Below are 26,497 nucleotides of genomic sequence, written 5' to 3' on the forward strand. Positions count from 1 at the left end.
ATCAGCATGCCGTTGGGCCCGAAGCTCTCGTCCAGCGCCCTGGGCGGGCGAACCATCTGCACGGTGACGCCGGTCTTCCGCAGCCGGTCGAGGGCGGCCAGGTAGAGGCGGCCCACGTCGGCGTCGATCTCGCCCAGGTGCTCCAGGGGGATGGCGGCCAGGCGGCGGCCCGCCACGTCTGCGCCCAGCGCCGCTTCGGCGTCGAAGGGCTTGCGGACGGCGGCTGCGCCATCGGGGCCGGAGATCACCGCCAGCATCCGCGCCGCGGTCGCCACGTCCCGGGCCAGCACGCCGACGGTGTCCAGGGCGGGGGCGAGGGGGTGCACGCCCTTGAGGCTGACCAGGCCGCGGCCCGGCTTCAGCCCCACGACGCCGCAGACCGCGGCGGGGATACGCACCGAGCCGCCGGTGTCGCTGCCCAGCGCCGCATCGACAAGGCCGGCCGCCACCGCCACGGCCGATCCGGACGACGAGCCGCCTGGCGCACGGTGGGTCTTGGCGTCCCAAGGGTTCCACGGCGCGCCGACCGCCCGGTTGGTGCCCCAGCCGCCGTAGGCGAGTTCCACCGTGTGGGTCTTGCCGACCGCGCGCCAGCCGGCGTCCAGCAGCTTCTGCACCACCGCGGCGTGGGCCGGCGGGTCTTCGGCCAGCGGCACCTGGGCGCCGCCGCCGGTTGGGACGCCCTTGACGTCAAACAGATCCTTGATCGCGAAGGCCGGCCCATGGCCCTCGCCCAGCGCGGGTTCGAACACCCGTACGAAGGCCTTCAGGCGGCCGTCGTAGCGGCGGATCCGGGCGAGGGCCTCATCGGGCGACATCGGGCTTCCTTTGCGCGGGCGACTATCGCTGTTCCCTTGGCAGGAAACCAGATGACGCGCGCCCCCCGCTGTGGCTTTTCCTGGAGCCCATGGCCACCTCGCTCCCAGACAAGTTGCGAACCACCGTCCGGTTTTTGGGCCGGGTGCTGGGCGACGTGATCCGCGCCGAGGACGGCGAGGCGGTGTTCAGCCAGATCGAGGAGATCCGCCAGGCCTCGGTCGCCTTCCACTTCCATCGCGAGGGGACGCCGAAGGCCGCCAAGCTGATGGCCGAGCGGCTGGAGGGCCTGAGCCTGCCCGACACCGTGCGTTTCGCCCATTCCTTCGCCTGCTTCCTGCAGATCACCAACATCGCCGAGGACCAGATCCAGCGCCAGCGCGGCAGGGGCGGGGACAGCCGGCCGGACACGCTGGCCGGGGCGCTGCGCACGCTCAAGTCCGAAGGCGTCAGCCGGGAAGCGGTGATCGAGCTGCTGCAGCACGCCCTGATCGCCCCGGTGATCACCGCCCACCCCAGCGAGGTGCGCCGCAAGAGCGTGCTGGACCGCGTGGGCGCCATCGCCGACGACCTCGACGCTTACGACCACGCCAAGACCGAGGCCGAGCGGGCGGCCATCGAGCGCGAACTGATGCGGCAGGTGGCGATCTTCTGGCGCACCCGCCTGCTGCGCTCGGTGAAGCTCGGGGTCGGCGACGAGATCGAGAACGCCGTCTCCTATTTCGAGCGCAGCTTCCTGCCGGAGCTGCCCCGGCTCTACGCCCACTGGCTGGAGGTGCTGGGCGAACCCAAGGACTTGACCAGCTTCCTGCGGGTCGGCTCCTGGGTCGGGGGCGACCGCGACGGCAATCCGTTCGTCACCGCCGACGTCATGCGCCAGGCGGTGAGGCGCCAGAGCCAGGCGGCGCTGAGGGGCTACCTGGAAGCCATCCACGCGCTGGGCGCCGAGCTTTCCATGTCGGCCAGCCTGGCGGCGGTGACGCCCGAGCTGCAAGCGCTCGCCGACGCCGCCCACGACGCCTCGCCGCACCGCGCCGACGAGCCCTACCGCCAGGCGTTGACCGGCATCTACGCGCGCCTGGCCGCGGCCTACGCCCGCCTGACCGGGGAGCCGCCGCCGCGCCCGCCGGCGGCGCAGGCCGAGCCCTATGACAGCCCCGACGCCCTCAAGGCCGACCTGGAGACGGTGCTGGCAAGCCTGCTCGCCAAGCATGGCCCGACCTTCGCCCACGGCCCGCTGCCGGACCTGATCCGGGCGGTGGACACCTTCGGCTTCCACCTGGCGCGGCTGGACATGCGCCAGAACTCTTCGGTGCACGCCCGCACTGTCGCCGAGCTCCTGAAGGTGGCTGGCGTCTGCCCCGACTACGAGGCGCTGGACGAGGCGGCCCGGCGCGCGCTGCTGATCGCCGAGCTTGGCCACGGCCGGCTGCTCTATTCGCCCTTCGCCGCCTACAGCGAAGAGACCGTGCGCGAGTACGGCGTGCTGAGCGCCGCGGCCGAGGTGAAGCGGCTCTACGGCAAGGACTCGATCCGCGCCTACATCGTTTCGAATACGACGTCGGTCTCGGACCTGCTGGAGGTCTACCTGCTGCTCAAGGAGGTGGGCCTGTTCGCGCCGGGCGACCCGCCTCGCGCCCAGGTGTTCGCCGAGCCGCTGTTCGAGACCATCGCCGACCTGCGCGCCGCGCCCAAGACCCTGAAGGCCTATCTCGCCCTGCCGCTGATCCGGAAGCTCGTGGAGCCAATCGGCCTGCAGGAGGTGATGATCGGCTATTCGGACTCCAACAAGGACGGCAGCTACCTGACCTCGACCTGGGAGCTCTACGAGACCTCCCGGGCGCTGGCCCATGTGGTTCGCGACGAGGGCCTGCGCCTGCAGCTGTTCCATGGCCGCGGCGGGGCGGTGGGGCGCGGCGGCGGCTCCAGCTTCGAGGCGATCCTGGCGCAGCCCGGCGGCACGGTGAACGGCCGCATCCGCATCACCGAGCAGGGCGAGGTGGTGGCCAACAAGTACGCGGACCCTGAGCTCGCCCGGCAGAGCCTGGAAACCCTGACCGCCGGCGTGGTGCTGGCCTCCTTCCGCGGGGAGGCCGACTCCGTGGTCACCGAACCGCACGCCAAGGCCATGGACGCGCTGTCGCAGGGCTCGATGGCCGCCTACCGGGCGCTGGTCCACGATACCCCGGGCTTCGTCGACTACTTCTACGGCGCCACCCCGATCAGCGAGATCGCCGACCTGAACATCGGCAGCCGGCCGACCTCGCGCCAGGCGAGCCGCAGCATCGCCGGCCTGCGGGCGATCCCCTGGGTGTTCTCCTGGTCGCAGTCGCGGGCTCTGCTGCCGGGCTGGTACGGCTTCGGCTCGGCGGTCGAGGGCGCGGGGGTCCCCATGGAGACCCTGGCGGAGCTCTACGCGACCTGGCCGTTCTTCTCCTCGGCGCTGGCCAACATGGAAATGGTGCTGGCCAAGGGCGACATGGCCATCGCCGGGCGCTACGCGGGCCTGGTCGAGGACCGGGCGCTGGCGGACAGCATCTTCGGCCAGATAAAGGCCGAGTGGGACCGGACCAACGCGGCGCTCTTGAGGATCACCGGCCAGACGGCCCTGCTCGACAAGAACCCCGACCTCGCCGCGGCCATCCGCTCGCGCCTGCCCTACATCGACCCGCTTAACCATCTGCAGATCGAGCTGATCCGCAGGCGCCGCCGGGGCGACGACGACGAGGCGGTGAAGGAGGGCATCCACCTGACCATCAACGGCATCGCCGCGGGCCTTCGGAACACCGGATGAACCTTTACGACCTCCTGGCCGGCGGTTTCCCGGCCGATCGTTCCAAGCCGGCCTTCCTGCTCAGCGACGGTTCGGCGGTGAGCTACGGCGAGCTGGAGGCGGGCGTGGCGCAGGTCGCCGGCCATCTCGTCGCCCGAGGCGTCGAACCCGACGACCGGGTCGCCCTGCAGGCTGAGAAGTCCATTGCGGGCGTGATGATCTATCTGGCCGTGCTGAAGGCCGGGGCGGTGTTCCTGCCCTTGAACGCCGCCTACACGCCGGCCGAGGTGGCCTACTTCGTGAAGGACGCCGAGCCGAGGTTGTTCGTCACCGACCCGGAGGAGTTCGTGGCGGAGGCCGGGGGCGCCGAACCCCTGGCCACGACGGTTCCACGCAGCGACGACCACCTGGCCGCCCTGGTCTACACCAGCGGCACCACGGGACGTTCCAAGGGCGCCATGCTGAGCCACGGCAATGTGGCGGCCAATGCGCTGGCGCTGCACGAGATCTGGGGGTTCTCAGCCGAAGACGTGCTGCTGCACGCCCTGCCGATCTTCCACGTCCACGGCCTGTTCGTGGCCCTGCACTGCGCCTTCCTCTCCGGCGCGCCGATGATCTGGCTGCCGAAGTTCGACGATGCCCGCGTGCTGGACGGCCTCGCCAGGTCGACGGTGATGATGGGCGTGCCGACTTTCTACGCCCGGCTGCTGGCCAATCCGGAGTTCACCCGCGAGCGGGCCGGCCACATGCGGCTGTTCATCTCCGGCTCGGCGCCGCTGCTGGAATCGACCTTCGCCGAGTTCGAAGCGCGCACCGGCCAGCGCATCCTCGAGCGCTACGGCATGAGCGAGGCGGTGATCATCACCTCCAACCCGCTGGACGGCGAGCGCATCCCGGGCAGCGTCGGCTATCCCCTGCCGGGCGTCGAGCTGCGCATCGGCGGCGGGGTGCAGACCGGGGTCATCGAGATCCGCGGGCCCAGCGTGTTCGGCGGCTACTGGCGGATGCCGGAAAAGACCGCCGAGGAGTTCACCGCCGACGGCTTCTTCATCACCGGCGACGTAGGCCGCCAGGATCCCGACGGCCGCGTCTGGATCAGCGGCCGGGCCAAGGACCTGATCATCTCCGGCGGCTTCAACGTCTATCCCAAGGAGATCGAGCTGGTGCTCGACGAACTGGCCGGCGTCACCGAGAGCGCGGTGGTCGGCGTGCCGCATCCGGACTTCGGCGAGGGCGTGGTCGCCGTGGTCATCGGCGCCGGCGAGGAAACCGCCCTGATCGCCGCCTGCCGCCAGCAGCTTGCCCCCTACAAGGCGCCCAAGCGGATCGTGTTCGTGGACGAGCTGCCGCGCAACGCCATGGGCAAGGTGCAGAAGAACCTGTTGCGCGAGCGCTTCGGCTCGCTGTTCATGGCCTGACGCAAAACCAACGAAGGAAGAGGACGGCGATGGACCTGCAGCTCAAGGGGAAGACCGCCGTGGTGACCGGCGGCACGCGCGGCATCGGCCGAGCGATCGCCGAGACCTTCGCCGACGAGGGCGCCAACGTCGCCGTCTGCGCCCGCAACGCCGATCAGGTGGCCGAGACCGTCAAGGCGCTCGAAGCCAAGGGCGTGAAGGCCTGGGGCGACGTCGTGGACATCGCCGACGGGCCGGCGCTGAAGGCCTTCGTCACGAAGGCGGGCGAGACGCTCGGCGGCATCGATGTCCTGGTTTCCAACGCCAGCGCGCTGGTGCAGGGCGCTCAGGAGGAAGCCTGGCAAGCCATGCTGGACATCGACATCCTGGGCGCCGTTCGCACCTTCGATGCCGCCAAGCCCTTCCTCGAGAAGGCGGCCGAGGCCAAGGGCGACGCGGCGTTCATCATCATCTCGTCGGTGTCCGAGGCCGAGGCCGCGGCGCCGAGCGCTTACGGCGCGATGAAGGCGGCCCAGATCCACTACGCCAAAGGCGTGGCGCGGGAGAACGCCGCCAAGAAGATCCGCTGCAACGTGGTTTCGCCGGGCACGGTGTTCTTCGAGGGCGGCGTCTGGGGCAATGTGAAAGCCAACATGCCGGGCTTCTTCGAGACGATGATCAAGCGCAATCCGACCGGCCGCATGGCGACGCCGGAGGAGGTCGCGGCGGCCGCGGTGTTCCTCGCCAGCCCGCGCTCGGCCTTCACCACGGGGATCAACATGCTGGTCGATGGCGCGATCTCACAGCGCGTGAATTACTAGGCCTAGTGTCCCGATTCCGAAGTTCGCAAGCGCTTGCGGCTGGCTTTGACGAACTTCGGAATCGATAAGGACACTAGCAAGTGTATGTTTCTAGTGTGCTTTTTGGATTTGAAGTTCGCTCGGCGGGTGGCCCGTGAATGCGGCGAACTTCAAATCCAGCACACTAGAGCGTTGGAAAACAGGAGCTAAGTCCGTGGCCGCGCTCTCGGGTCTGAAAGTGCTCGACTGCACCCACGTCATCGCCGGCGCCTACTGTTCCATGGTGCTGGCCGACCTGGGCGCGGACGTGGTCAAGATCGAGCCGCCGGCCGGAGAGACGACGCGCGGCCATCCGGGCGCGGCGTTCCGCGCCTTCGACTTCGTCAACCGCAACAAGCGCGCCATCGCCCTGGACCTCGCCACCGAGCGGGGCGCGGGCGCCCTGCGCAAGCTCGCCGAGACGGCCGATGTCTTCGTGGAGAACTACCGGCCCGGATCGCTCGACCGGATGGGCCTGGGCTACGCGCAGCTCTCCAAGCTGAACCCACGGCTGATCTATTGCTCGGTCTCGGGCTTTGGCCTCGACGGGCCCTACCGCGACCGCGGCGGCTTCGACCTGATCGCCCAGGCGATGAGCGGCATCATGAGCTTCACCGGCGAGGAGGGCAGCGACGTGCCCTGCGCGGCCGGGGTGCCGCTGTCGGACCTCAACGCCGGGGTGTTCGGCGCGGTGGGCGTGCTGGCCGCCCTGCAGAGCCGCCACGCCACCGGCAAGGGCCAGCATGTGGAGACCTCGCTGCTGGAGTCGGCGCTGGCCTATACGATCTGGGAGAGCGGCCTCTTCCTGACCACCGGAGAGGTCGCGACCCGCAAGGGCACCCGCCACCGGCTGGCCGCGCCTTACGAGGCGCTGAAGACCGCCGACGGGCACATGGTGGTGGGCGTCAACAACCAGCGGCTCTGGGTGCGCTTCTGCGAGGCGCTGGACGAGCCGGGGCTGGCCGAGGAGGAGGGCTTCGACCGCCCCAACCGGCGGGTGAAGAACCGCGACGCCCTGCAGGCGCGGATCGAGGCGATCATGGCCCGTGACACCACCGCCAACTGGATGGCCAGGCTGGAGGCCAAGGGCGTGCCGGCCGGGCCGCTGAACACGATCGCCGAGGCCTGGGACGACCCGCAGGTGAAGGCGAGGGGGCTGCTGGCGGAGGTGGCCGGACGCCGTTTCGTGCGCACGCCGATCAAGCTGCACGACACGCCGGTCGAGGTTCGCACCGGTCCGGCTGAGGTGGGAGAACATACCCGCGAGGTGCTGGCTGAGGCCGGCTTCGCCGCAGACGATATCGAGGCGCTGATCGCCGAAGGCGCGGCGGCCACCGAACGCAAGGAGATCGCATGAGCGGCGCCGTCCACGTCCAGCCGATCAGCGGCGCCGTCGTCCTGCTGGAGATCGACAACCCGCCGATGAACCCGCTGGGCGTCGAGATGCGCCGGACCTTCATGGAGGCGCTGGACCAGGTGGAGGCCGACGATGCGCTCCGCTGCCTGATCGTCACCGGCAAGGGCCGCGCCTTCTGCTCCGGCGACGACCTCAAGAACGTGGGGCCGGGCGGCGAGGACCTGGCGGGCTTCGGGCGGCTGCTCGACCGCCTGGAGGCGACCCGCGTGCCGGTGATCGCGGCGGTGAACGGCTGGTGCGTCGGCGGCGGGTTCGAGCTGGCGCTGTGTTGCGACATCCGCCTGGCCTCGACCGAGGCGAAGTTCGTCTGCGCCGGGGTCAACGTCGGGCTGATGGCTTCGACCTACCGGCTGCCCAGGCTGATCGGGGTCAGCCGCGCCAAGGCCATGCTGCTCACCGGCCTGCCGCACGACGCCGAGACCGCCGAGCGCTACGGCCTGGTCACCGGCCTGCATGCCCCCGACGATCTGCGCGAGGCCGCCGTCGCCCTTGCCGAACGGATCGCGAGCCGGGCGCCGCTTTCGGTCGAGGCCGCCAAGCGCACCGCCAACCGCGCCCCGGACCTGTCGCCGCAGGACGCCAACCTCATGCTGGGCCAGGAGCTGCGCGTGCTCCGCCGCTCCGCCGACCACAAGGCCGCCGTCGCCGCCTTCCGCGAGCGACGGGACCCGGTGTTCACGCGGAGCTAGGCCGCCCGACTGCGGCCCAGCACGGTCTTGGGCTCCAGGTGCGCCTCCAGGCCGAAGACGCCCATCTCGCGGCCCAGGCCGGACTGCTTGAAGCCGCCGAAGGGCGCGAGCGGCTCGTGGTGCAGGCCGTTGATCAGCACCCGGCCGGCCATCAGCTGCGAGGCGACGGCGCGCGCCCGCTCGGCGTCCGCCGAGATCACATAGGCCTGCAGGCCGTAGAGCGTGTCGTTGGCGATCTCGATGGCTTCGGCCTCCGTGCGGTAGGCGATCACCGAGAGCACCGGCCCGAAGATCTCCTCGCGGGCGATGGTCATGTCGTTGGTGACGTCGGCGAAGATCGTCGGCTTGACGAAATAGCCGCCCTCCAGCCCGTCGGGCCGGCCTTCGCCGCCGGCCAGCAGGGTCGCGCCGCCCTCGATCCCCTTGCGGATGTAGCCTTGCACGCGTTCCCACTGCTTCACGCTGACCATGGGGCCGACCTGTGTCTGCGGGTCGCGCGGGTCGCCGACCTTCACGGCCTCCACCGCGGCCTTGATCAGCGGCAGGAACTCCGCGAGGCGGGCTTGCGGCACGAGGATGCGGGTCCCGGCTATGCAGGCCTGGCCCGAATTGGCGAAGCCGGCCATCACCGCCAGCGGCACGGCCTGGGCGAAGTCGGCGTCGTCGAGGATCACGGTCGGCGACTTGCCGCCGAGCTCCAGGGTGACGCGCTTGAGGGTGTCGGCGCCGGCCTTCAGGATCGCCTTGCCGACCGCCGTGGAGCCGGTGAACGAGATCTTGGCGATGTCGGGGTTGGCGCTCAGCTCGGCGCCCACCACCTCGCCGCGCCCGTTGACGATGTTGAACGCGCCGGGCGGCAGGCCGGCCTCGTGCAGCGCCTCGGCCAGCACCTGGGTCTGGATAGCGCTCATCTCGCTGGGCTTGATCACCGCGGTGCAGCCGGCGGCGATGGCCATGGCGAGCTTGCCGCAGATGAAGCCGGTGCTGCTGTTCCACGGCGTGATGATCCCCACCACGCCCAGCGGCTGCATCACCACCTCGGCGTCGTTGATCCAGCGGCTGAAGTCGTAGGCCTCCAGGACCTCGATGGCGTTCTTGAAGGCGCCCATGGCGTAGCCGTTCAGGCGTCCGGCGATCATGACCGGCGCGCCGTACTCTTCCGTCGTCGCGGCGTTGATCGCCTCCAGCTGGGGCGTCAGGGCCGCGTCCAGGCGGCGCAGCATGTCGATCCGCTCGACCTTGGTCGTGCGGGACATGGCGGGCAGCGCCCGCTTGGCCGCCGCGATGGCGCGCAGCGTGTCCTCGCGGTCGCCGAGGGTCACCTTGCCGATGACTTGGCCGGTGGCCGGATTGACGAGGTTGAACAGCTCCGAGCCGTGCGGCTCGACGAAGGCCCCGTCGATGTAGAGCTTGTCGATGATCCTCATGGGAAATCTCCGTCCTTGGCAGGTGGATCCCATGTAGGCCGCTCGCATTGTGTGAATAAGCGGGATAAATCGGCATGACGTAGTGCAGGGATCCGGACAATGCAGAAGGCTAGCCTGGCGGAGCTCGATGCGGTGATCGCCGTGGCGCGGCGGGGCAACTTCCGCGCCGCGGCCCTGGAGCTCGGCATGTCGTCGTCGGCGCTGAGCCACGCGGTGGCCGGGCTGGAGGCGCGGCTGGGCGTACGGCTCTTCAACCGCACGACGCGCAGCGTCTCGCTGTCGGCGGCGGGCGAGCAGTTCGTGGCCCAGGTGGCGCCGGCGCTCTCGGAGATCCGCGGGGCCATGGACGCGGTGAACATCCATCGCGACACGCCGGCCGGCACGCTGCGGATCAACACCGCCGTGGGCGCGGCGCGGATGATCCTGACGCCCTTGATCCTGCAATATCTGAAGCTCTATCCGGAGATGCGTGTCGACCTGGTCACCGAGGGACGGCTGATCGATATCGTGGTCAACGGCTTCGACGCCGGCATCCGCATCCAGGAAGCCGTGCCGCGCGATATGATCGCCGTGCCGATCGGCGGGCCGCTGCGCTCCATCGTCGTCGGATCGCCGGCCTATTTCGAAGGGCGCACGAAGCCCGAGACGCCGGGCGACCTGCTGGGCCACAGCTGCATCCGCGCACGCATGGCCGGCGGTGCGATCTATCGCTGGGAGTTCGAGCGGCGCGGCGAGCAACTGGAGATCGACGTCCAGGGCGCGCTGACCCTGGACGAGATGACCCTGATGCTGGAGGCCGCGCGGGCGGGGGTGGGCCTCGGCTACCTTTCGGAATGGACGGTCGCCGCCGACATCGCGGCGGGCCGGCTGGTGCAGGTGCTGGACGACTGGACGCCGGCCTATCCGGGGCTCTGCCTCTACTATCCGGGCCGGCGGCACGTGCCGGCCGGCCTGCGCGCCTTTATCGACCTGATCCGCAAGACGTCCCTCGCCGGGTCTGAAGGTGACCTACCGGCCTGACGACGTCGCTCCGGCCATGAACGACAGATAACCCCGCCCCCAGGCCCCATTCAGTTGCAGGGGCGCTTACTCCGACCTCAAGGCCGGCGCTCCTCGCGATGTCGGTCCCAACAGAGGATTGGAGAAAGACATGAAAGCCGCCGCTATCACTGGCGCCCTGCTCGCCGCCCTGGCGGCCGGCGCTGTCGCCACCCCCACCTTCGCGCAGCCCTACGGCTACGGGTACGAAAACGACTGCCGCCAGCAGGAACGCAGCAGCGGCACGACCGGGGCCGTCATCGGCGGCATCGCCGGCGCCCTGCTCGGCTCGAACCTCGCCGCCCACCACGGCGGCCGGGCGGGCGGCACGGCGATCGGCGCCATTGCCGGCGCCGCGCTCGGCAACAGCATCGGCCGCAGCTCCGCCAAGTCCTGTGGCTATTCGAGCCAGGCCTACTACGACAACGGATACCGCGGCAGCTACGTCCAGCGCCGGGATTACGGTCGCGGCTACGACAACAGCTACGGCTCCAACAGCTACGGCTACAGCCGCTACAACCAGGGCGCCTCCAGCTACCGGCCCTACGGCGGCGACTACAACCGGAGCTACTACCCCTACTGATCGTTCCTTCGAACCTGTCCGCGGCCGCGTCCATCGATGGTGGGTGCGGCCGTCGGCGCGTTTGCGGGCCGCGGCGGGTTTCGGATAGGGCCTGCAGGCTCTAGGTAAAGACACCGTGCGAAGCCGAGCGATCCGTCATGAGCCTGATCGACACCCGCCGCGCCCAGATGTTCCCGGTCCTCGACGTGGCCCAGATGGAGACCGCCCGACGGTTCGCCAGCGGGCCCGCGCGGACCTTTGAGCCCGGAGAAGTCCTCTACGACGTTGGTCAGCGCGCCGTGCCCGCCTGGTTGCTGGTGGCGGGCTCCATCGAAGTGCTGCGGCGCGATGGCCTTGGCCATCAGGAGGCGATCGTCGTCGAGACGGTTGGCCAGTTCACGGGCGAGGTCAGCCAGCTTGCCGGCCGCGGCACCCTGGCCGCCGCCCGCGCCGGGCCGCAAGGCTGCACCGCCCTGCCGTTCGACGCACCGCACCTGCGGGCCCTGCTGATCGGCTCGGCCGAGCTGGGCGAGACCATCATGCGGGCGCTGATCTTGCGCCGCATGGGGCTGCTGGAGGCGGGCGGAACGGGCTCGATCCTGGTCGGCACGGCGGGACAGCCCGACCTTGTCCGGCTACAGGGCTTCCTGTCCCGCAATTCCTATCCCCATGCCGTGCTCGATGCGGTCGGCGACGAGGAAGGCCACGCGCTGGTGGAGCGGCTGGGGGTGCTCCCCGAAGAGTTGCCGCTGATGGTCGGCCCCGACGGAACTGTGCTGAGGCGGCCAAGCGACGCGCAGGCCGCGCTGTGCCTCGGCATCACCCCGCAGCTGGACCCGGACAAGGTCTATGACGTGGCGGTAGTCGGCGCGGGACCTGCGGGTCTGGCGACTGCGGTCTATGCCGCCTCCGAGGGCCTGTCGGTCCTCGTGCTCGACCAGCGGGCCATGGGCGGCCAGGCGGGCGCCTCGGCGCGGATCGAGAACTACCTGGGCTTTCCGACCGGCATCTCGGGCCTAGCGCTCGCGGCCCGGGCCTCCAACCAGGCGCAGAAGTTCGGCGCGGAAATCGCTGTGCCGCTCGAAGTGTCGCGGCTGGACTGCGAGGCGTCCGCGCCCGGCGATCCGCTGCGCCTGGAGCTCACCGATGGGTCGGCGGTCCGCGCTCGCAGCGTGGTGATCGCCTCCGGAGCCCGCTATCGCCGTCCCGACATCCCCAACATCGAGACCTTCGACGACGCCGGCGTCTCCTACTGGGCGTCGGCCATCGAGGCCAAGCTCTGCGAGGGCGAGGAGGTGGCGCTGGTGGGAGGCGGCAATTCCGCGGGCCAGGCGATCGTCTTCCTGTCGCCGAAGGTGAAGCGGCTGCACCTGGTGGTCCGCCGGTCCGGCTTGGAAGAGACCATGTCGCGCTATCTGATCGACCGCATCGCCGCCCTCCCGAACGTGGAGCTACACAGCGACACCGAGATCGCGGCCCTGGAGGGCGATCGCGTCCAGGGACTTACCGCGGCCACGTTCCGCAACCGCCGGACCGGCGCGCTTACGACCGCCCCGCTGCGGCGCCTGTTCCTGTTCATCGGCGCCGAGCCCAACGCGCGCTGGCTGGAGGGCTGCGTCGAGACTGACGACAAGGGCTTCGTGCTGACCGGCGCGGCGGCGACCCGCACGACGCCGCAGGCGCGGCCGCTGTTGCCGCTGGAAACTGCGCGGCCAGGCGTGTTCGCGATCGGCGACGTGCGGGCGGGCTCGACCAAGCGGGTCGCCGCGGCGGTGGGCGAGGGGGCGGCGGTCGTGGCCCAGATCCATGCCTTCCTGGCGCAGGTGTCGGCGCCGGGCTGACCTTAGGCGCTGACCTTGTCGAACAGGCCCGCGTTGTAGTCGCGGATGGCGTCGACGATCTCCTCGCGGGTGTTCATCACGAACGGGCCGTGGGCCACCACCGGCTCGCCGATCGGCTCGGCGTGGCCGAACAGCACGACCGAGTCCTCGGCCGCCTCGATCTCCACGGTGTCGCCGGCCAGGTCGAGCTCGGCCAGATGCCAGGCGGTGGCGGCGATGCCGTTCACCTTCACCTCGCCGGAGACCACGTAGAGGAAGACGTTGCGGCCGCCGAGCGAGCCGAAGCCCGCCTTGCCGCCGGCCTTGAAGTCGATGGTGGTCATGAAGACGCCGGTCAGCGAGGAGACCGGTCCGGTATGGCCGCCCCAGGTCCCGGAGATCAGGTGGACCACCGCCGCGCCCTGGTCGACGGAGATCGCCGGAATCTGGTCCGCCTGTAGGCCCACATAGCGCGGCGGGTTCATCTTCAGCCGGCCGGGCAGGTTCACCCAGAGCTGCAGGAGCTCCAGCGGACCACCTGATTTCATGAACTCTTCCGGAGAAACCTCGGAGTGGATCAGCCCGGAGCCAGCGGTCATCCACTGGACGCCGCCGGCCTTGATGACGCTCTCGTGCCCGGCGGAATCGCGGTGCGCCAGCTCGCCCGCCAGGATGAAGGTCACCGTCTCGAAGCCGCGGTGGGGATGCGGCCCGAACGGCAGGCCGGCGTTGTTCGGCCCATAGGTTTGCGGGCCGTGGTGGTTCAGGAACAGGAATGGATCGACCTGCTCCAGGCCGGGCCCCGGCACGGGGCGCCGCGTGGTGAGGTCGCCGATGTCGTCGCGAAGGGCGGGGTGCAGGGCTTTGACGGTCTTGAGGGCCATGGCGTCCATATAGGCGCTTCCGGGCTCTTGCGAACCCGGTCGTGGCAGGCTCATGAGAGCGGCATGGATCCGCTGTTCTTCGACCTGCGCCCGACGCACAATCCGCACCGCTGGTTCATGCCGCTGACGCCGGCGGTCTGCGTCGGGCCGCCGGACAACCTGTTCATGTTCGGCGGCGTCGGCCTGGCCTCGGCGATCGGGGCCATGGAGCGGACCACAGGGCGGCCGCTGATCTGGGGCACGGCGCAGTACCTCTCCTATGCCCGTCCGCCGAGCGTGGTGGACCTGGATGTCTGGACGCCGGCGGTGGGCAAGCACAACACCCAGGCGCGCGTCATCGGCCACGTCGGCGACAAGGAGATCTTCACGGTCGTTGCGGCCCTGGGCTCCCGGCCAAGCGAGCTGTCGCGCCAGTGGCTGGTCATGCCCGACGCGCCCCGCCCCGAGGACTGCGATCCGGCCGACCACTGGCGCGGCGCCGACACCGGGCTGCACAGCCGCATCGAGGTCCGCGTCGTCAAAGGCCGCTACGGCCGTGACCGGGACGGCGCTCCCGAAGAGGACGGCCGCTCGCTGCTCTGGATCAGGCCGCGCGAACGGTTCGCCATCGACGCCTCCATGCTGGCGGTGATGGCCGACTTCGTGCCCTCGGGTATCGGCAATGCGCTGGGCAGGAACGCCGGCGGCAACAGCCTGGACAACACGCTCCGGGTCCGCCGGATCGTGCCCACCGAATGGGTGCTTTGCGACATCCGCATCCACGGCGTGCACGGCGGCTTCGGCCACGGCGCCATGTACCTGTTCGCCCAGGACGGAGAGCTGATGGCGACGGCCAGCCAGTCGCTGATCGTGCGGGTGCGGGAGACGCCGGAGGACCGCTGATCCGAAAAGGGCGTCCGCGGACGGCAATGTCCGCTTTTGGTCCTGTCGTTAGGGGCTGCAAGCGACCCCAAAGCGGACCTTCGGAGAGTCCGCTTACCGTCAGCTCCGGTGAACCGTCGGGGGCGGCATGGACATCCAAAAACCGAGGCCGTGGCGCGGCGTCCGCGAGTTCCGCCGTGTCTCTGTCGCAACTAGTGCAGCAGGAAGTCAGAAGCGCCGAAGGTGGTGACGCCAGTCAGGTTGATCTGCATGTCCTCGTGGCTGTTGCTCAGGGTCTCGCTGGAGTTGCTCGCGTTCGCGTAGATCGTCGTGCTCCCGCCAATCGTCACTAGGTCGATGGTATGCGCAGCGATGCTGGCCGGCGTGGCGGTGAGAAGATTGACGGTGACGGCCTGAACCCCGGTGTTGAGGCCCGCGATCGCGGAGAAGTCGATCCTGTCCACCCCATGGGTGAAGTCGGTGATGGTATCGAAGTTGCCCGCGCCCGGCTGGGATTCGCCGATCGCCTTGTAGACGAAGGTGTCGGCTCCCGCCCCGCCGGTCAGGGTGTCGCCCTTCGCGCCGCCGTCGAGGAAATCGTTGCCCGCGGTCCCCGTGAGGTTGTCGGCCTTGGTGGAGCCGATGAAGGTGCTGACCGTGGAGACGTTGCCGGCGACGTCCCTGGCGGTGACGTCGATCTTGTAGGCGTTGGCCGACGAATAGGAGAAGCCGGAGCCGCTGGTGACGCTCCAGCCGCCGCTCGCGTTCGCCGTCGCCAGGACCGTCGAGACGCCATCGCCGACAGCGCCGATCTGGGCGCCGCCGACCTGGGTGTCGACCACCTTGAGGATCGTCGCGCCCGCCTCCGATTGACCGGCGAACGTCACCGTCGCCTTCGCCGAGCCGCCATTCTGCGCGAGGCTGGCGATCTGCGTCTGGGGGGCCGTCGTATCCAGCGTGAAACTGAGCGAGGCGGTCCCGGTGTTTCCCGCCGCGCCGGTCGAGCTCGCCAAGATCGTGTGGGCGCCGTCAGCGAGGCCGCTCGGCGTGAACGACCAGGCGCCGGCCGCGCTGGCGGTCGCGGTCGCCGCAATCGCCGCGCCGTCGACGGTGAAATGCACCACCGCATTGGGGTCGGTGGCCCCCGTGAGAGCGGGGTTGGACGTGATCCTGTCGCTGGACGAGGCGCCGGTGTCGCTCGCCAGATGATTGGTGACGGCCGGCGCCACGGTATCCACGGTCCAGTTGAAGCTGGCCGGGGTCTGGTCGACGTTTCCAGCGGCGTCAAAGGCGCGGACCTGGAACGCATGCGCCCCGTCCGCAAGGCCGGTGAGCGAGATCGTGGTCGACGCCGCCGCCGTCCAGGCGCCGCCGTCCAGCTCGTACTGGAATCCGCTCACGCCCACCGCATCGCTGCCGGCGACCATGAACGTCGCGGCCTTGCTGTTGGTCAGCGCCGCCGGGCCGGAGGAGATCGAGGTGTCCGGCGCGGTCGTGTCGCGCACCGTGATCGTGAAGCTTTCGGTCGCGAAATTGCCGGCCGCATCCGTCGCCTTGGCGGTGACGAGGTGGGTTCCGAACGTGAAAACATCGCCCGAGTGGACGACCTTGGCGCCCTCGGTGAAGGCTACCGGATCGGAACCGCCGAGCACGTCGGTCGCGGTCGCCGCGAAGCTCGCCGCCGCGCCGCTGGGCCCGGTCGCTTCGACGGTCTCGTCGCCGAGCGGCGACAGGGTGGGCGGGGTCGTCTCGATCTTGACGTTGGCGAAGGTCCCCGCCGTGCCGAGGAAGTTGGCGGCGAGGCCGCCGCCGTCGGTCACCGTCGTGCCGTGGAGATTGATCGCGGTGATGCTCAGCGCGCCGGTGTCGAGGTCGCCGGGCGCGACCTTGTAGTCGAAGGCCAGCACGCCGAGCGGCGACAGCGCCGCGGTGTTCGCGACATCCAGCGTCGCAACGCCGCCATTGCTCAGCGACAGCGTCGCCGTGGCTCCGGTGACGGTGACCGCCGAATTCATCTCGACCAGCAGGGTGACCGACTGGCCGAGGCCAAACGCCCCGCTCGACGGCGAGGCGAGCGCCGCCGTGAAGAACGGGCCGATCTCCGGCCCGGCCTGCGAGAGGCCCGCCAGGCCGAAGCTGGCGTTGGCGACGTTGGAGACGTTCTGGGCGATCGCCCCGTTGAGGTTGACCGCACTGACCGCGAGCGCGGCGACATCGGTCGCGCCCGGCCCCACCTGGTAGTCGAACACCAGCCTGGTGGCGGTCGAATGCGCCGCGTCGAAGGCGGCGGTCTGCCCGTCGTTGAGCGTCAGGCTGGGGGCGCCGCCGGCGGTGTTGAGCGAAACCGGCGAACTCATGTCGAGGGTGACGAGGCCGCTGTCGCCGGGTTTGATCTGGCTTGTCGCGAACGCGAACTCGGTGGCGGCGATGGCGGGGTGCGTGGCGTCGAGGCCGATGCCCAGGCTCGAGGAGATCACGCCGCCGTGGCCGTCGCTGACCGAGAAGCTGAAGCTGTCGGTGACCGCCCCGTTCGCGGCTGCGATGTTCGCGCTTTCGCCCGCCGTAGCCCCGGTGACGTAGGCGTACGAGCCGTCGGCGTTCAGCACCAGGTCGCCGTACTGGCCATGCACCGTGCTTCCCGGCGCGGCTCCGCCGACCGAGGAGATGGCGAGCGCATAGCTGTTGGCGTCGCTGTCGCCCGCCAGGGCGCCGACCGCGGCGGTGGCTGTCACCGCGCCGCCGGAGGTGATGGTCGCCGTTTCCGGAACCACGGACGGCAATGCGGTCAGGTCGATCGTGAAGGTCTGCGGCGTGAAGGGCGTGAGGCCCGCGTCGGTCGGGCTCAACACATCCGGCGTCGCGTTGAGGCCGATGGAAATTTGTAGCGATGAGGGCGGCGCGCCGGACGTGTTCGTGTAGCTGATGGCGTGAAGAAGGACGTCCCCCCAGGTGGTAGGCGATAAGGGCATCCGGAGGCCGTCGATGGCGGTTCCCTGGGCGTTGATCTGCACACTCGCTCCAGCGATCGTGTAGTGCCCGTTCCCATCCGCAACGACATTGGGGCCGGTCGTGATGACCAGCTGATCGCCTAGGCCCGGGTTGGCGATCGCGACGTGGACCGCGGACAGGTCGTAGACGGAATAAACGCCGCGCCCGTCCGGCAGTGTGTGCAATCCGATCGAAACCACGACACCAGCATCCGCAAAAACGGGGGTGAGGACGTTGGGATATCCGCTTAGCGTGTGTCCGGCCGGCGCACCGAAATTGATCGCCGACGGAACGTCGGGCACCTCGAAGATCGAATCGACCCGGACAGCGGCGGACGGCGCGGTCACTGTCCCGGACGATGTGCCGAACGAGAACGAGATCTGTTCCTGGAAGCCCGTGCGCGGGTACGCGCTGTTCTGATATTCGACGGCCTGCAGCACCACGCCCAGGACGTCGGGATTGTTGTTCCCGGCGGCGAAGTTGAAGACCAGGTCCGATCCGGAGAACGCGTAGCTGCCGGTCAGCACGTTGTTCACGTAGACGTTGGCGCCGGAGGTGGTGACGGTCTCCGGGTGGCTATCCCATGTCGCGCTGTAGCCGTTCAGGATGTCCAGGTGGTCGAAGCCGGTCTGCGTGCCGAGATGGGCGTCGATGCTTGTCACCGTGGCCGGCCCGCCGGGGACGAAAGGGACGCTGGTCCCGTTGGTGAAGCTCATGGTCCCCAGGACGCGGACCCAGCCATTGATGTTGCCGCCCGCGAAGGTCTCGGAATCCTGAAACACGCCGCCAAGGACGTTCGAGCCCGTCGCGGTGTAGTTCGTGAAAAAATCACTCATGGACTTGCCCCCCACTCGCGCATTGGCGCTTGCGCGGAAAATGAGGACCGGGAGCCGCGCGGCATACGCACAATTTTGATCGCAAGGCGTTGGGCGCGCGCACTCGCTGAGAACGCTGGCGAATTCTCACGCTTTCGCGTGGCGGGCGAGTGTCGGAGCGATCGCGTTGATTAACTGGAGAATTTGCCCGGCGTAGATGAACCGCAGCGCCGCGTCCGCCCGCTCCGTCAGCGCATAGGCCGGGCCGGCATGGACGGCGACGAGTCCGCTCGCCGCGGCCCGCCTGAGCACGCGCCGCAGCTGCAGCGCCGAGACGCCGGTCGCCTCGGCGAGCCCGGTGATCGCAAGCTCGACGGGACGCCGCGACGGAAATGCATCGTCGTCGCCCGAGCCGGCGATCAGCATCGACAGGATCTGCAGGCCGCCGGCCGGATGGTAAAAGGCCTCGACCACCGGCTCACCCGCCGGCAACGTCGCCGCCGAACGCAGCAGCAGGCGCCCCTGGGTCTCGATGAAGGTCGCGGCCACGGCGGATTCGTCCAGCCGCTCCAGCAGCTCCGCCGCCGACGGTGCGACGATCGAGACCGCCGAGATCGGGCCGCGCAGGTCGTTTAGCCAATTCGCGCGCATTTGTGCTGACACGCGGTAACGGGCCGCCCGGTTGCCGCCGCCGGCCTCGACCGCCTCGATCAAGCCATCGTGCTCGAGGATGCGGATATAGTCGCGGGCGCGCCCGGCGCTCAGCAGACCTGACCCGGCGCACAGCCGTTTCAGCGCCGGCAGGGTCAGATCGTCCTTCACGTCGAGCCACATGACGGCCAGCCGGGCGACATAACGTCCGGCGTCGACGCTCGCGTGCGCCCCGCTGGCCCTGCTGCGAGTGGTCGCCACCGCCGACAAAGACAGGGCGCGCACGGCCTCGGCGAACCGCGGGTGGACCATGACGCGGCCCATCAGGACGTCGGGCGGCTCCGCGCCGGCGTTCCAGTCGTCGAGAAGATCGGCGGAGTGGACATCGAAGGCTCGAGCGCCGGACATGCTGCTAAAGCCGAGCGTGTTCGCTCGATGTCAATCCAGCTCAACCCCAAGGGGAACCAGGCGTCCCACCAATGTCCGCTTTCCCCCCACTGCAGATGTTCGGATCGTCCGCTTGGCAGCGGGGGCGCCCCACACGGAAACCACCCACCTCTTCGGGTTTGCTGTGTCGCCGCCGAGCGTCGGAAAAACTTGACATTCAGCGTTATCAGTGTTCCTGTTTTGTTCATGAACGACACGCACCCCAGCGCTGAGCCTATTTCCGCTGATCCGAGTTCGGATCGCGCTGAGCGGCGCCTTCGCATCCTGCAGGAACTCGCCGAGATCGGGATGGACTTGGCCCGGGCTGTCCGGACGCGGGCGCTTGCGGCCAAGGACCCTGCCGCGGCCGTGGATTTGGGCCTCAGCTTCTCGCGCATCGCCCGCGCCGTGCGCCAGACCGTGGCTTTGGAGGCCAGGCTGGAGCAGGACCGTCAGGCGGCGGCCGCGGAACGCGCCGAGCGCCAGGCTCGCGACGCCCGCGAACAGGCCTACAAGCACAAGGCCAGGGTCCGCGGTTTGGTGGAACGCGCCATCGACGCGGAGGCCTCCGGCGAGGCGGCCGAGGACCTGCTGGGCGACCTCGACGAACGCCTCGAAGACGCTGACGACCTCGCCGGTTTCGCGGGCCGGCCTGTCGCCGAGATCGTGCAGCACATCTGCCGCGAGCTCGACGTCACGCCGCCACCGGCCCTCTGGGACGAAGCGGAGTGGGGTCTCGCCGGCGGCGGCGTCAAAGGACCCCTCCACATCTCCTCGGCCCCCGAGGGCGAGCCGGGAACGGGCAGGGCGGAAGCCGCTTGGCCCGATCCGACAGCCGGGCCGGGCCGAACCCGCTCTTCCTGATCCCATTCATCCCCGCGGAAGCGGGGACCCAGGTTCAAAACCCTGCGTCGCGGGGCGCGGCGTGCTGCCTGCTGGACCGCGGCTTTCGCCGGGGTGAGCCGGCGCCGGCGCGCTCGCTCAGTTCCGGGTCGGGATGACCACCGGCAGGCTCTCGTAGCCCTTCACGAAGCTCGAATAGACCCGCTTGGGCTCGCCGGTGACCTCGATCACCGGGAAGCGCTTGAGGATCTCTTCCCAGATCACCTTGAGCTGCAGCTCGGCCAGGCGGTTGCCCACGCAGCGGTGGATGCCGAAGCCGAAGGAGATGTGGGTGCGCGGCCGCTCGCGGTCGATGATGTAGGCGTTCGGGTTGTCGATCACCTCTTCGTCGCGGTTGCCCGAGACGTACCACATGATGACCTTGTCGCCCTTTTTGATGGTCTTGCCCTGGAACTCGAAATCCTGCAGCGCGCGGCGACGCATGTGGGCGAGCGGCGTCTGCCAGCGCAGCGTCTCCGAGACCATCGAGGGGATCAGGCCCGGGTTCTCGCGCAGCTTCCGGTACTGATCGGGGTTCTGGTTCAGGGCCAGGACCGAGCCGGAGATGGTGTTGCGCGTGGTGTCGTTGCCGCCGACGGTCAGCAGCACGATGTTCCCGAAATACTCGCGCGGCTCCATGTTCCGGGTCGCCTCGCCGTGCGCCAGCATGGAGATCAGGTCGCCTCCGGGCGGGGCGTTGACCCGCTGGTTCCACAGCTCGGTGAAGTAGGCGTGGTACTCGACGAAGATCTGCATCTTGTGCTCGATCGAATCGACCAGGCCCTGCCCGGGCGCGGCGGTGACCACGTCGGACCAGTAGATCAGCTTGCGGCGATCCTCCTGCGGCATATCGAAGAGCGTCGCCAGCGTCATGCCGGTGAGCTCCTTCGAGACCAGGTCCACCCAGTCGAATTCCTCGCCGATCGGCAGGCTGTCGAGGATCGCCGCCGCCCGCTCGCGGATCAGCGGCTCCATGACGGCCAGGTTGGTCGGCGAGACGGCGGGGCTGACGGTCTTACGCTGCACGTCGTGCTTGGGCGGGTCCATGGCGATGAACATCGGCAGCGGCCCGGCGCCCTGGGTCTGCTCGGCGATGGTGATGCCGCCCTCGGACGAGAACACCTGATGGTTGGTGTCGATCGCCATGATGTCGTTGTACTTGGTGATCGACCAGTAGGGCCCGAACTCGTGCTCGCGGGTGTAATGGACCGGCGCTTCGGCGCGCAGGCGCTCGAAAATCGGCCACATGGTGTCGGCCTGGAAGAGCGCCGGCTGGGCCGGGTTCAGGTCCTCGAGCGGGGTCGCGTAGGTCTCTTCCCGGGCCTGGGCGAGGTTCGCCAGATTGCCGTCCGCCATGATGCGTCCTCCGCTGATTTTAGCATTGTATAGATCGCAAAGTGACGCCAGCGTCAACTTTGTTGCAGGCTGGAGGCGCTGACAAGGCCGTGACAGAAGCGGGCCCGTGCCCGCCGTCATCCGCATCGACGATCCCGACGACCCGCGCCTCGCCGACTACCGCGAGGTGCGCGAACGCGACCTGGTGGGCCGCCAGGGGAGCTTCATCGCCGAGGGGATGGTGGTGCTGGAGAAGCTGGTCCGCGCCGGCCGTCATCCGATCCGCTCGGTGCTGGTGGCCGAGAAGCGGGCGGCCGCGCTGGCGCCGCTGCTGACCGGGCTCGCAGAGGGCGTCGAGGTCTATGCCGCCGGCCAGGCGGTGATGGACGCGGTCGTCGGCTTCCCGATCCACCGCGGCGTGCTGGCGGCCGGGACGCGGGCGGAGCCGGATCTTGAGACGCTGCTTGCAAACCTTCCGCCCCGCGCGCTGGTCATGGGCCTCGTCGGCATCGCCAACCACGACAACATGGGCGGCCTGTTCCGCAACGCCGCCGCGTTCGGGGCCGATGCGGTGGTGCTCGACGCGGACTGCTGCGACCCGCTCTACCGCAAGGCGATCCGCGTCTCGGTGGGAGCGGCGCTGACCACGCCCTTCGCCAGGGGCGGGGAGGCGAGCGACCTCGCTGGTCGGCTGGCCGCGGCGGGCTTCTCGCTGGTGGCGCTTTCGCCGGGCGGCAAGACCGATCTCGCCGACCTCATGCCCGCGGCGCGCACCGCGGTGCTGTTCGGCGCCGAGGGCCCCGGCCTGCCGGCCTCGGTGATGGAGCGCTCCGAGACCGTGCGCGTCGAGATGGCCGGCGGCTTCGACTCCCTCAATGTCGCCACGACCAGCGGCATCGTCCTGCACCATATGGTCGCGACAGCCCGTCGCGCCCGGCGTCCCTAGAGGCCTTTCTTAACCCCGCTCGGCGACAGTCCGGCGCTGAGTGCGTAATCGATCCCGGGGGGGCGAATGGCTGGGGCGACTCGCCTGAAGACGCCGAGTGGCCTTGAGCATTCGGGGCCGGTGTTCGACCGCGCCCGGCGTCTCGCGCGGACGCTGTTCGGCGACGTCGAGGCCTCCGTCGTGCTGATGGACGGCGGCCCGGCCTGGCGCAGCCACGATCCCGACGGCCGCCTGCCGAAGGACGCGCCGGCGGCGCGGATCGCGATCGATGAAGGCCGCCTCCTGTGGGTCGCCGACGCCAGCCAGGACCCGCGGTTCCGCGACCGTCCCAACGTCAAGGGCCCGGCCCACGCGCGCCTCTATGTAGCGGCCCCGCTCCGCCTGGAGGACGGCTCAATTCCGGGGGTGCTGGCGGTGGGCGGCAGCATACCGCGGGCCTTCGACGAAGAGCTGGCCCAGCGCCTGCAGGACCTCGCCGACTTCGTGGCCGACGAGTGGAGCCGCGTCCAGTCGAAGCTCGCCCGAGAGGCTGCGCGCCGCGACAGCGACGTTTCCCGCCGCATGGTGAGCCAGATCATCGACTCCGCGCCGATCTCCCTGGTCCTGACCGATCTCAAGATGCAGGTCCTCTCCGCCAGCCCTCGCTGGATCGAGAGCCGCCAACTCGAAGGGCAGCCGGTCATCGGCCGCGCGCTCTACGATCTCTTCCCCGACTACGAGAAGTGGCGGCCGGCCTACGACCAATGCCTGGCCGGCGAGTCGATCCGCGCGGACCGGGTGGAGTACGTTCGGTTGGACGGCTCGGCCGCCTGGCTGCAGGTCGATCTCACCCCCTGGCGCAACGCGGCGGGCGAGGTCGGCGGCCTGATCATCACCTCCCACGACGTGACCGAGATGGTCGAGGCCCTGGAGCGCACCGAACGGTCCGAGGAACGGCTGCGGCTCGCCATGGAGATCGCCGACATCCATGTCTGGGAGCTGGACTATCGCCGCCGCGAGCTGATCAAGGTCGGCGCGGAGGACGACTTCTACACCGAGCCGGTGACCTACGATAAGCTGACGAGCGACATCTGGAGCATGGTCGATCCGCGCGACCTTGCGGACGTCGAGGCGGCCTGGAAGCGTCACAAGACGGAGGGTGTTCCCTACCGGCCGGAGTATCGGGTCGCCCGGTCTGACGACAGGGAAGTCTGGGTGCACGGCGCGGTGCGCTACCTCAAGGACGAGGAAGGCCGCCCGCTACGGATGATCGGCGCGCTGCAGAACATCACCGGCCGCAAGGCCTCCGAACGCGCCCTGGTCCAGGCCAAAGACGAGGCCGAATCCGCCACCCGCGCCAAGAGCGCCTTCCTGGCCACCATGAGCCATGAGATCCGCACCCCGCTGAACGGCGTCCTCGGCATGGCCCAGGCCATGGCGATGAGCGAACTCGCCGACTACCAGCGCGAGCGGCTGGACGTGATCCGCCAGTCCGGCGAGAGCCTGCTGGCCATCCTCAACGACGTGCTCGACCTCTCGAAGATCGAGGCCGGCAAGCTGGAGCTGGAACAGGCCGAGTTCGATATCACCGAGCTGTCCCGTGGCGCGCTCGGCGCCTTCGAGGCGACCGCCCAGGCCAAGGGCCTTTCCTTCGAGTTGAAGGTCGAGCGCGGCGCCCGTGGGGTCTATCGCGGCGACAGCGTCCGCCTGCGGCAGATCCTCTACAACCTGGTCTCCAATGCGCTGAAGTTCACCGAGACCGGCGGGGTGAAGGTGGCTGTGACCCGGCGCGCCAGACAACTGGTGCTGAGCGTCAGCGACACCGGCATCGGCGTCGCGCCCGGAAAGCTCGTGAACCTCTTCCAGAAGTTCGAACAGGCGGACGCTTCGACCACCCGGCGCTATGGCGGCACGGGCCTGGGGCTGGCCATCTGCCGCGACCTCGCCGAGCTGATGGGCGGCGCGATCCGCGCCGAGAGCAAGCTGGGCGCCGGCGCGACCTTCACCGTCGAATTGCCGCTGCGCCGGATCGCCGCGGCGCCGGCCAAGGCCGCGCAGGCCGCCACCCAGCCCATGGCGCAGGTCGAGGGAGTCGCGCTCCGCGTGCTGGCCGCCGAGGACAACGGCATGAACCAGCTGGTGCTGAAGACCTTGCTGGAGCAGGTGGGGGTCGAGCCGGTGATGGTCGCCAACGGCCGCGAGGCCGTCGCGGCCTGGGCGCGCGAGCCCTGGGACCTGATCCTGATGGACGTGCAGATGCCGGAGATGGACGGCCCCACCGCCACCGGCGTGATCCGCGCCCGCGAACGCGCCGAGGGCCGGGCGCGCACGCCGATCGTCGCGCTGACCGCCAACGCCATGGCCCACCAGGTGGTGGAATACCGGCAGGCGGGCATGGACGACTTCGTGGCCAAGCCCATCGAGGCCGCCCGTCTCTACGCCGTCATCCAGTCGGCGCTCGATGCGGCGGCGGACGGCGGAGCCGCGGCCGCGGCCTGAACGCAAGCGCGGACGCCCTCCCGGCGGCGGGTGTGTGAAACACCGCCAGGAGAACGCCCGCCCGCTCGCGAGGGAGCGGATGACTTAGGCCGGCCCGCCGAACTCGTAGCCGCTGAGCGCCACGTCCATGGCCTTGTCGCGGAAAGCCAGGCGACCGGGCTCGCCTTCCGCCGCGCCGGCCGCCACGAACAGCGGCGCGAGATGCTCTTCCCGCGGGTGGGCCTCGCGGGCGTAGGGCGCCTGGTCCCAGTGGCGGATCGCTTCATCGCGGCGCGCGGGATCGGCGAGCGCGTCGGCGAGCCAGGCGTCGAAGGCCTCCGACTTGGCGGTGAAGGCCGGGCTGAAGCCGCGCATGTTGTGCCAGCTCATGCCGGAGCCGACGATCAGCACGCCCTCGTCGCGCAAGGGGCTAAGCGCCCGGCCCGCGGCCAGGTGCGCCTCCGGGTCGAGATCGGACCGCAGCGACAGCTGCACCACCGGGATGTCGGCCTCGGGCGTCGCCAGCTTCAGCGGCACGAACACCCCGTGGTCGTAGCCGCGCTCGGCGTCTTCCGCGCTCGGGAATCCTGCCGCGCCCAGAAGCTCGCGCACCCGCTTGGCGAGCGCAGGCGAGCCCGGCGCGTCGAACCGCAGCCGGTAGGTCTCCTCCGGGAAGCCGTTGTAGTCGAAGATCATCGGCGGCTTCGCCGACGAGCCGACGGTGAACACCGGTTCCTCCCAGTGGCCGGAGACGATCAGGATCGCCTTGGGGCGTTCCGGCAGACCGGCGACAAGGCCCTTCAGCCAAGCGCCGGTCTTGTCCCAGGTGTCGGCGGGCCCTCGCGTCCACTCCATAAAGAAGCAGGGACCCGCGCCGTGCGGGATGAACAGGGTGGGAAGCGTCATCGCAAACTCCTCTCGAACCTTTGGGACCCTAAGCGGCGACCTTCTCGTCCGCTAGGACCCTCTCGATCCAGGCGCTGAACGCCTGGCCGTAGGTCTTGAGGAAGTCTGCGGTGGCCTCGCTGATCAGATCGCCGTTAGCGTCGAACAGCGAGTAGGCATTGCCGATATAGGCTTCGGCGCCGAGCGTGGGCACGTTCAGGAACACGAGCGACTGGCGAAGGTGGTGGTTGGCGCCAAAGGCGCCGATGCCGCCGGGCGAGACGCTGATCACCGCGCCGGGCTTGCCGTTCCAGACGCTGGCGCCATAGGGCCGCGAGCCTACATCGATGGCGTTCTTCAGCGCGCCGGGCACCGAGCGGTTGAATTCCGGGGTCGCGAACAGCACCGCGTCGGCCGCCTTGACCTGCTGGCGGAACTTCACCCACTCGGGCGTTGGCGTGGCTTCGAGGTCCTGGTTGAAGGGTTGGAGGGCGCCGATCTCGATCTCGATGAACTTCAGGTTCGGGGTCAGCTTCTCGAGAGCCCGGGCGACCTTGCGGGTCACTGAGTCTTTGCGGAGGCTGCCGAC

20 protein-coding genes are annotated in these 26,497 nt (G+C 69.6%); 12 read left to right on the forward strand and 8 right to left on the reverse strand.

Going from position 1 to position 26,497, the window contains the following annotated elements:
• Positions 1–818 (reverse strand): amidase (locus tag JWP28_RS10970; RefSeq protein ID WP_299542814.1); only part of this gene is annotated, 818 nt, incomplete at its 3' end.
• An 89-nt stretch (positions 819–907) separates the two neighbouring features.
• On the opposite strand from JWP28_RS10970, the gene ppc reads away from it, so the two are divergent.
• From ppc to JWP28_RS10995, 5 genes are all read left to right on the forward strand, one after another.
• Positions 908–3,610, forward strand: coding sequence for a phosphoenolpyruvate carboxylase (ppc, locus tag JWP28_RS10975; RefSeq protein WP_299542815.1), 2,703 nt, complete (start codon positions 908–910; stop codon positions 3,608–3,610).
• Positions 3,607–5,007 carry an AMP-binding protein gene (locus JWP28_RS10980; protein ID WP_299542816.1) on the forward strand — a complete coding sequence of 467 codons (1,401 nt, stop codon included), beginning with the start codon at positions 3,607–3,609 and terminating at the stop codon, positions 5,005–5,007. Before ppc ends, JWP28_RS10980 begins: the two co-directional genes overlap by 4 nt.
• Before the next feature lie 29 nt (positions 5,008–5,036).
• Complete coding sequence (locus tag JWP28_RS10985) at positions 5,037–5,807, forward strand: SDR family oxidoreductase (protein ID WP_299542818.1); 771 nt, start codon at positions 5,037–5,039, stop codon at positions 5,805–5,807.
• Positions 5,808–6,000: 193 nt separating this feature from the next.
• Positions 6,001–7,182, forward strand: coding sequence for a CoA transferase (locus tag JWP28_RS10990; protein ID WP_299542820.1), 1,182 nt, complete (start codon positions 6,001–6,003; stop codon positions 7,180–7,182).
• Positions 7,179–7,931: an enoyl-CoA hydratase/isomerase family protein gene (locus tag JWP28_RS10995; protein ID WP_299542821.1), complete on the forward strand. Its 753-nt coding sequence runs from the start codon at positions 7,179–7,181 to the stop codon at positions 7,929–7,931. Before JWP28_RS10990 ends, JWP28_RS10995 begins: the two co-directional genes overlap by 4 nt.
• Here the strand turns inward: JWP28_RS10995 and JWP28_RS11000 are convergent.
• Positions 7,928–9,358 carry an aldehyde dehydrogenase family protein gene (locus JWP28_RS11000; RefSeq protein WP_299542822.1) on the reverse strand — a complete coding sequence of 477 codons (1,431 nt, stop codon included), beginning with the start codon at positions 9,356–9,358 and terminating at the stop codon, positions 7,928–7,930. The two genes, JWP28_RS10995 and JWP28_RS11000, sit on opposite strands and share 4 nt — an antisense overlap.
• Before the next feature lie 99 nt (positions 9,359–9,457).
• Here JWP28_RS11000 and JWP28_RS11005 point away from each other — a divergent pair, with 99 nt between their 5' ends.
• The 3 genes from JWP28_RS11005 (at position 9,458) to JWP28_RS11015 (ending at position 12,799) form a co-directional block, all read left to right on the forward strand.
• Positions 9,458–10,378, forward strand: coding sequence for a LysR family transcriptional regulator (locus tag JWP28_RS11005; RefSeq protein ID WP_299542823.1), 921 nt, complete (start codon positions 9,458–9,460; stop codon positions 10,376–10,378).
• A 130-nt stretch (positions 10,379–10,508) separates the two neighbouring features.
• Complete coding sequence (locus JWP28_RS11010) at positions 10,509–10,979, forward strand: glycine zipper 2TM domain-containing protein (protein WP_299542825.1); 471 nt, start codon at positions 10,509–10,511, stop codon at positions 10,977–10,979.
• A 137-nt stretch (positions 10,980–11,116) separates the two neighbouring features.
• A complete protein-coding gene (locus JWP28_RS11015; RefSeq protein ID WP_299542826.1) occupies positions 11,117–12,799 on the forward strand; it encodes an FAD-dependent oxidoreductase in 1,683 nt (560 codons plus the stop codon).
• 2 nt (positions 12,800–12,801) lie between these two features.
• On the opposite strand, the gene JWP28_RS11020 is transcribed toward JWP28_RS11015, so the two are convergent.
• Positions 12,802–13,671 carry a pirin family protein gene (locus JWP28_RS11020; RefSeq protein WP_299542828.1) on the reverse strand — a complete coding sequence of 290 codons (870 nt, stop codon included), beginning with the start codon at positions 13,669–13,671 and terminating at the stop codon, positions 12,802–12,804.
• A gap of 54 nt (positions 13,672–13,725) precedes the next feature.
• On the opposite strand from JWP28_RS11020, the gene JWP28_RS11025 reads away from it, so the two are divergent.
• The gene (locus tag JWP28_RS11025; RefSeq protein ID WP_299542830.1) at positions 13,726–14,544 is read left to right on the forward strand and encodes an acyl-CoA thioesterase domain-containing protein; all 819 of its coding nucleotides are present in this window, start codon (positions 13,726–13,728) and stop codon (positions 14,542–14,544) included.
• Positions 14,545–14,735: 191 nt separating this feature from the next.
• Here JWP28_RS11025 and JWP28_RS11030 read toward each other — a convergent pair whose 3' ends face one another.
• Positions 14,736–18,347 (reverse strand): Ig-like domain-containing protein, encoded by a 3,612-nt coding sequence (locus JWP28_RS11030; protein ID WP_299542831.1) that lies wholly within the window; start codon positions 18,345–18,347, stop codon positions 14,736–14,738.
• Positions 18,348–18,473: 126 nt separating this feature from the next.
• On the reverse strand, positions 18,474–19,301 hold the full coding sequence (locus JWP28_RS11035; RefSeq protein ID WP_299542832.1) for a hypothetical protein: 828 nt from the start codon (positions 19,299–19,301) through the stop codon (positions 18,474–18,476).
• A 417-nt stretch (positions 19,302–19,718) separates the two neighbouring features.
• On the opposite strand from JWP28_RS11035, the gene JWP28_RS11040 reads away from it, so the two are divergent.
• A complete protein-coding gene (locus JWP28_RS11040) occupies positions 19,719–20,267 on the forward strand; it encodes a hypothetical protein (RefSeq protein WP_299542834.1) in 549 nt (182 codons plus the stop codon).
• Between the two features lie 117 nt (positions 20,268–20,384).
• Here the strand turns inward: JWP28_RS11040 and JWP28_RS11045 are convergent, their stop codons facing one another.
• The gene (locus JWP28_RS11045; RefSeq protein ID WP_299542836.1) at positions 20,385–21,641 is read right to left on the reverse strand and encodes a cytochrome P450; all 1,257 of its coding nucleotides are present in this window, start codon (positions 21,639–21,641) and stop codon (positions 20,385–20,387) included.
• 106 nt (positions 21,642–21,747) lie between these two features.
• On the opposite strand from JWP28_RS11045, the gene JWP28_RS11050 reads away from it, so the two are divergent.
• The gene (locus JWP28_RS11050; protein WP_299542837.1) at positions 21,748–22,566 is read left to right on the forward strand and encodes an RNA methyltransferase; all 819 of its coding nucleotides are present in this window, start codon (positions 21,748–21,750) and stop codon (positions 22,564–22,566) included.
• 66 nt (positions 22,567–22,632) lie between these two features.
• Complete coding sequence (locus tag JWP28_RS11055; RefSeq protein WP_299542839.1) at positions 22,633–25,044, forward strand: ATP-binding protein; 2,412 nt, start codon at positions 22,633–22,635, stop codon at positions 25,042–25,044.
• Positions 25,045–25,128: 84 nt separating this feature from the next.
• Here JWP28_RS11055 and JWP28_RS11060 read toward each other — a convergent pair whose 3' ends face one another.
• On the reverse strand, positions 25,129–25,929 hold the full coding sequence (locus tag JWP28_RS11060) for a class III extradiol ring-cleavage dioxygenase (RefSeq protein WP_299542841.1): 801 nt from the start codon (positions 25,927–25,929) through the stop codon (positions 25,129–25,131).
• A 28-nt stretch (positions 25,930–25,957) separates the two neighbouring features.
• A partial coding sequence (locus JWP28_RS11065) for an NADPH-dependent FMN reductase (RefSeq protein WP_299542843.1) occupies positions 25,958–26,497 on the reverse strand: 540 nt, incomplete at its 5' end.

The sequence above is a fragment of the Phenylobacterium sp. genome (assembly GCF_028290885.1).
Classification (GTDB): Bacteria; Pseudomonadota; Alphaproteobacteria; order Caulobacterales; family Caulobacteraceae; genus Phenylobacterium.

Excerpts from the sequence above, each read along its gene's own strand:
- JWP28_RS11045 (WP_299542836.1), bottom strand. The coding sequence starts at position 21,641 with ATGGCGGACGGCAATCTGGCGAACCTCGCCCAGGCCCGGGAAGAGACC.
- JWP28_RS11055 (WP_299542839.1), top strand. The coding sequence starts at position 22,633 with ATGGCTGGGGCGACTCGCCTGAAGACGCCGAGTGGCCTTGAGCATTCG.
- JWP28_RS11030 (WP_299542831.1), bottom strand. The coding sequence starts at position 18,347 with ATGAGTGATTTTTTCACGAACTACACCGCGACGGGCTCGAACGTCCTT.
- JWP28_RS11060 (WP_299542841.1), bottom strand. The coding sequence starts at position 25,929 with ATGACGCTTCCCACCCTGTTCATCCCGCACGGCGCGGGTCCCTGCTTC.
- JWP28_RS11025 (WP_299542830.1), top strand. The coding sequence starts at position 13,726 with ATGGATCCGCTGTTCTTCGACCTGCGCCCGACGCACAATCCGCACCGC.
- JWP28_RS10980 (WP_299542816.1), top strand. The coding sequence starts at position 3,607 with ATGAACCTTTACGACCTCCTGGCCGGCGGTTTCCCGGCCGATCGTTCC.
- JWP28_RS11035 (WP_299542832.1), bottom strand. The coding sequence starts at position 19,301 with ATGGGCCGCGTCATGGTCCACCCGCGGTTCGCCGAGGCCGTGCGCGCC.
- JWP28_RS11005 (WP_299542823.1), top strand. The coding sequence starts at position 9,458 with ATGCAGAAGGCTAGCCTGGCGGAGCTCGATGCGGTGATCGCCGTGGCG.
- JWP28_RS11020 (WP_299542828.1), bottom strand. The coding sequence starts at position 13,671 with ATGGACGCCATGGCCCTCAAGACCGTCAAAGCCCTGCACCCCGCCCTT.
- JWP28_RS10985 (WP_299542818.1), top strand. The coding sequence starts at position 5,037 with ATGGACCTGCAGCTCAAGGGGAAGACCGCCGTGGTGACCGGCGGCACG.
- ppc (WP_299542815.1), top strand. The coding sequence starts at position 908 with ATGGCCACCTCGCTCCCAGACAAGTTGCGAACCACCGTCCGGTTTTTG.
- JWP28_RS11015 (WP_299542826.1), top strand. The coding sequence starts at position 11,117 with ATGAGCCTGATCGACACCCGCCGCGCCCAGATGTTCCCGGTCCTCGAC.
- JWP28_RS10995 (WP_299542821.1), top strand. The coding sequence starts at position 7,179 with ATGAGCGGCGCCGTCCACGTCCAGCCGATCAGCGGCGCCGTCGTCCTG.
- JWP28_RS11000 (WP_299542822.1), bottom strand. The coding sequence starts at position 9,358 with ATGAGGATCATCGACAAGCTCTACATCGACGGGGCCTTCGTCGAGCCG.
- JWP28_RS11010 (WP_299542825.1), top strand. The coding sequence starts at position 10,509 with ATGAAAGCCGCCGCTATCACTGGCGCCCTGCTCGCCGCCCTGGCGGCC.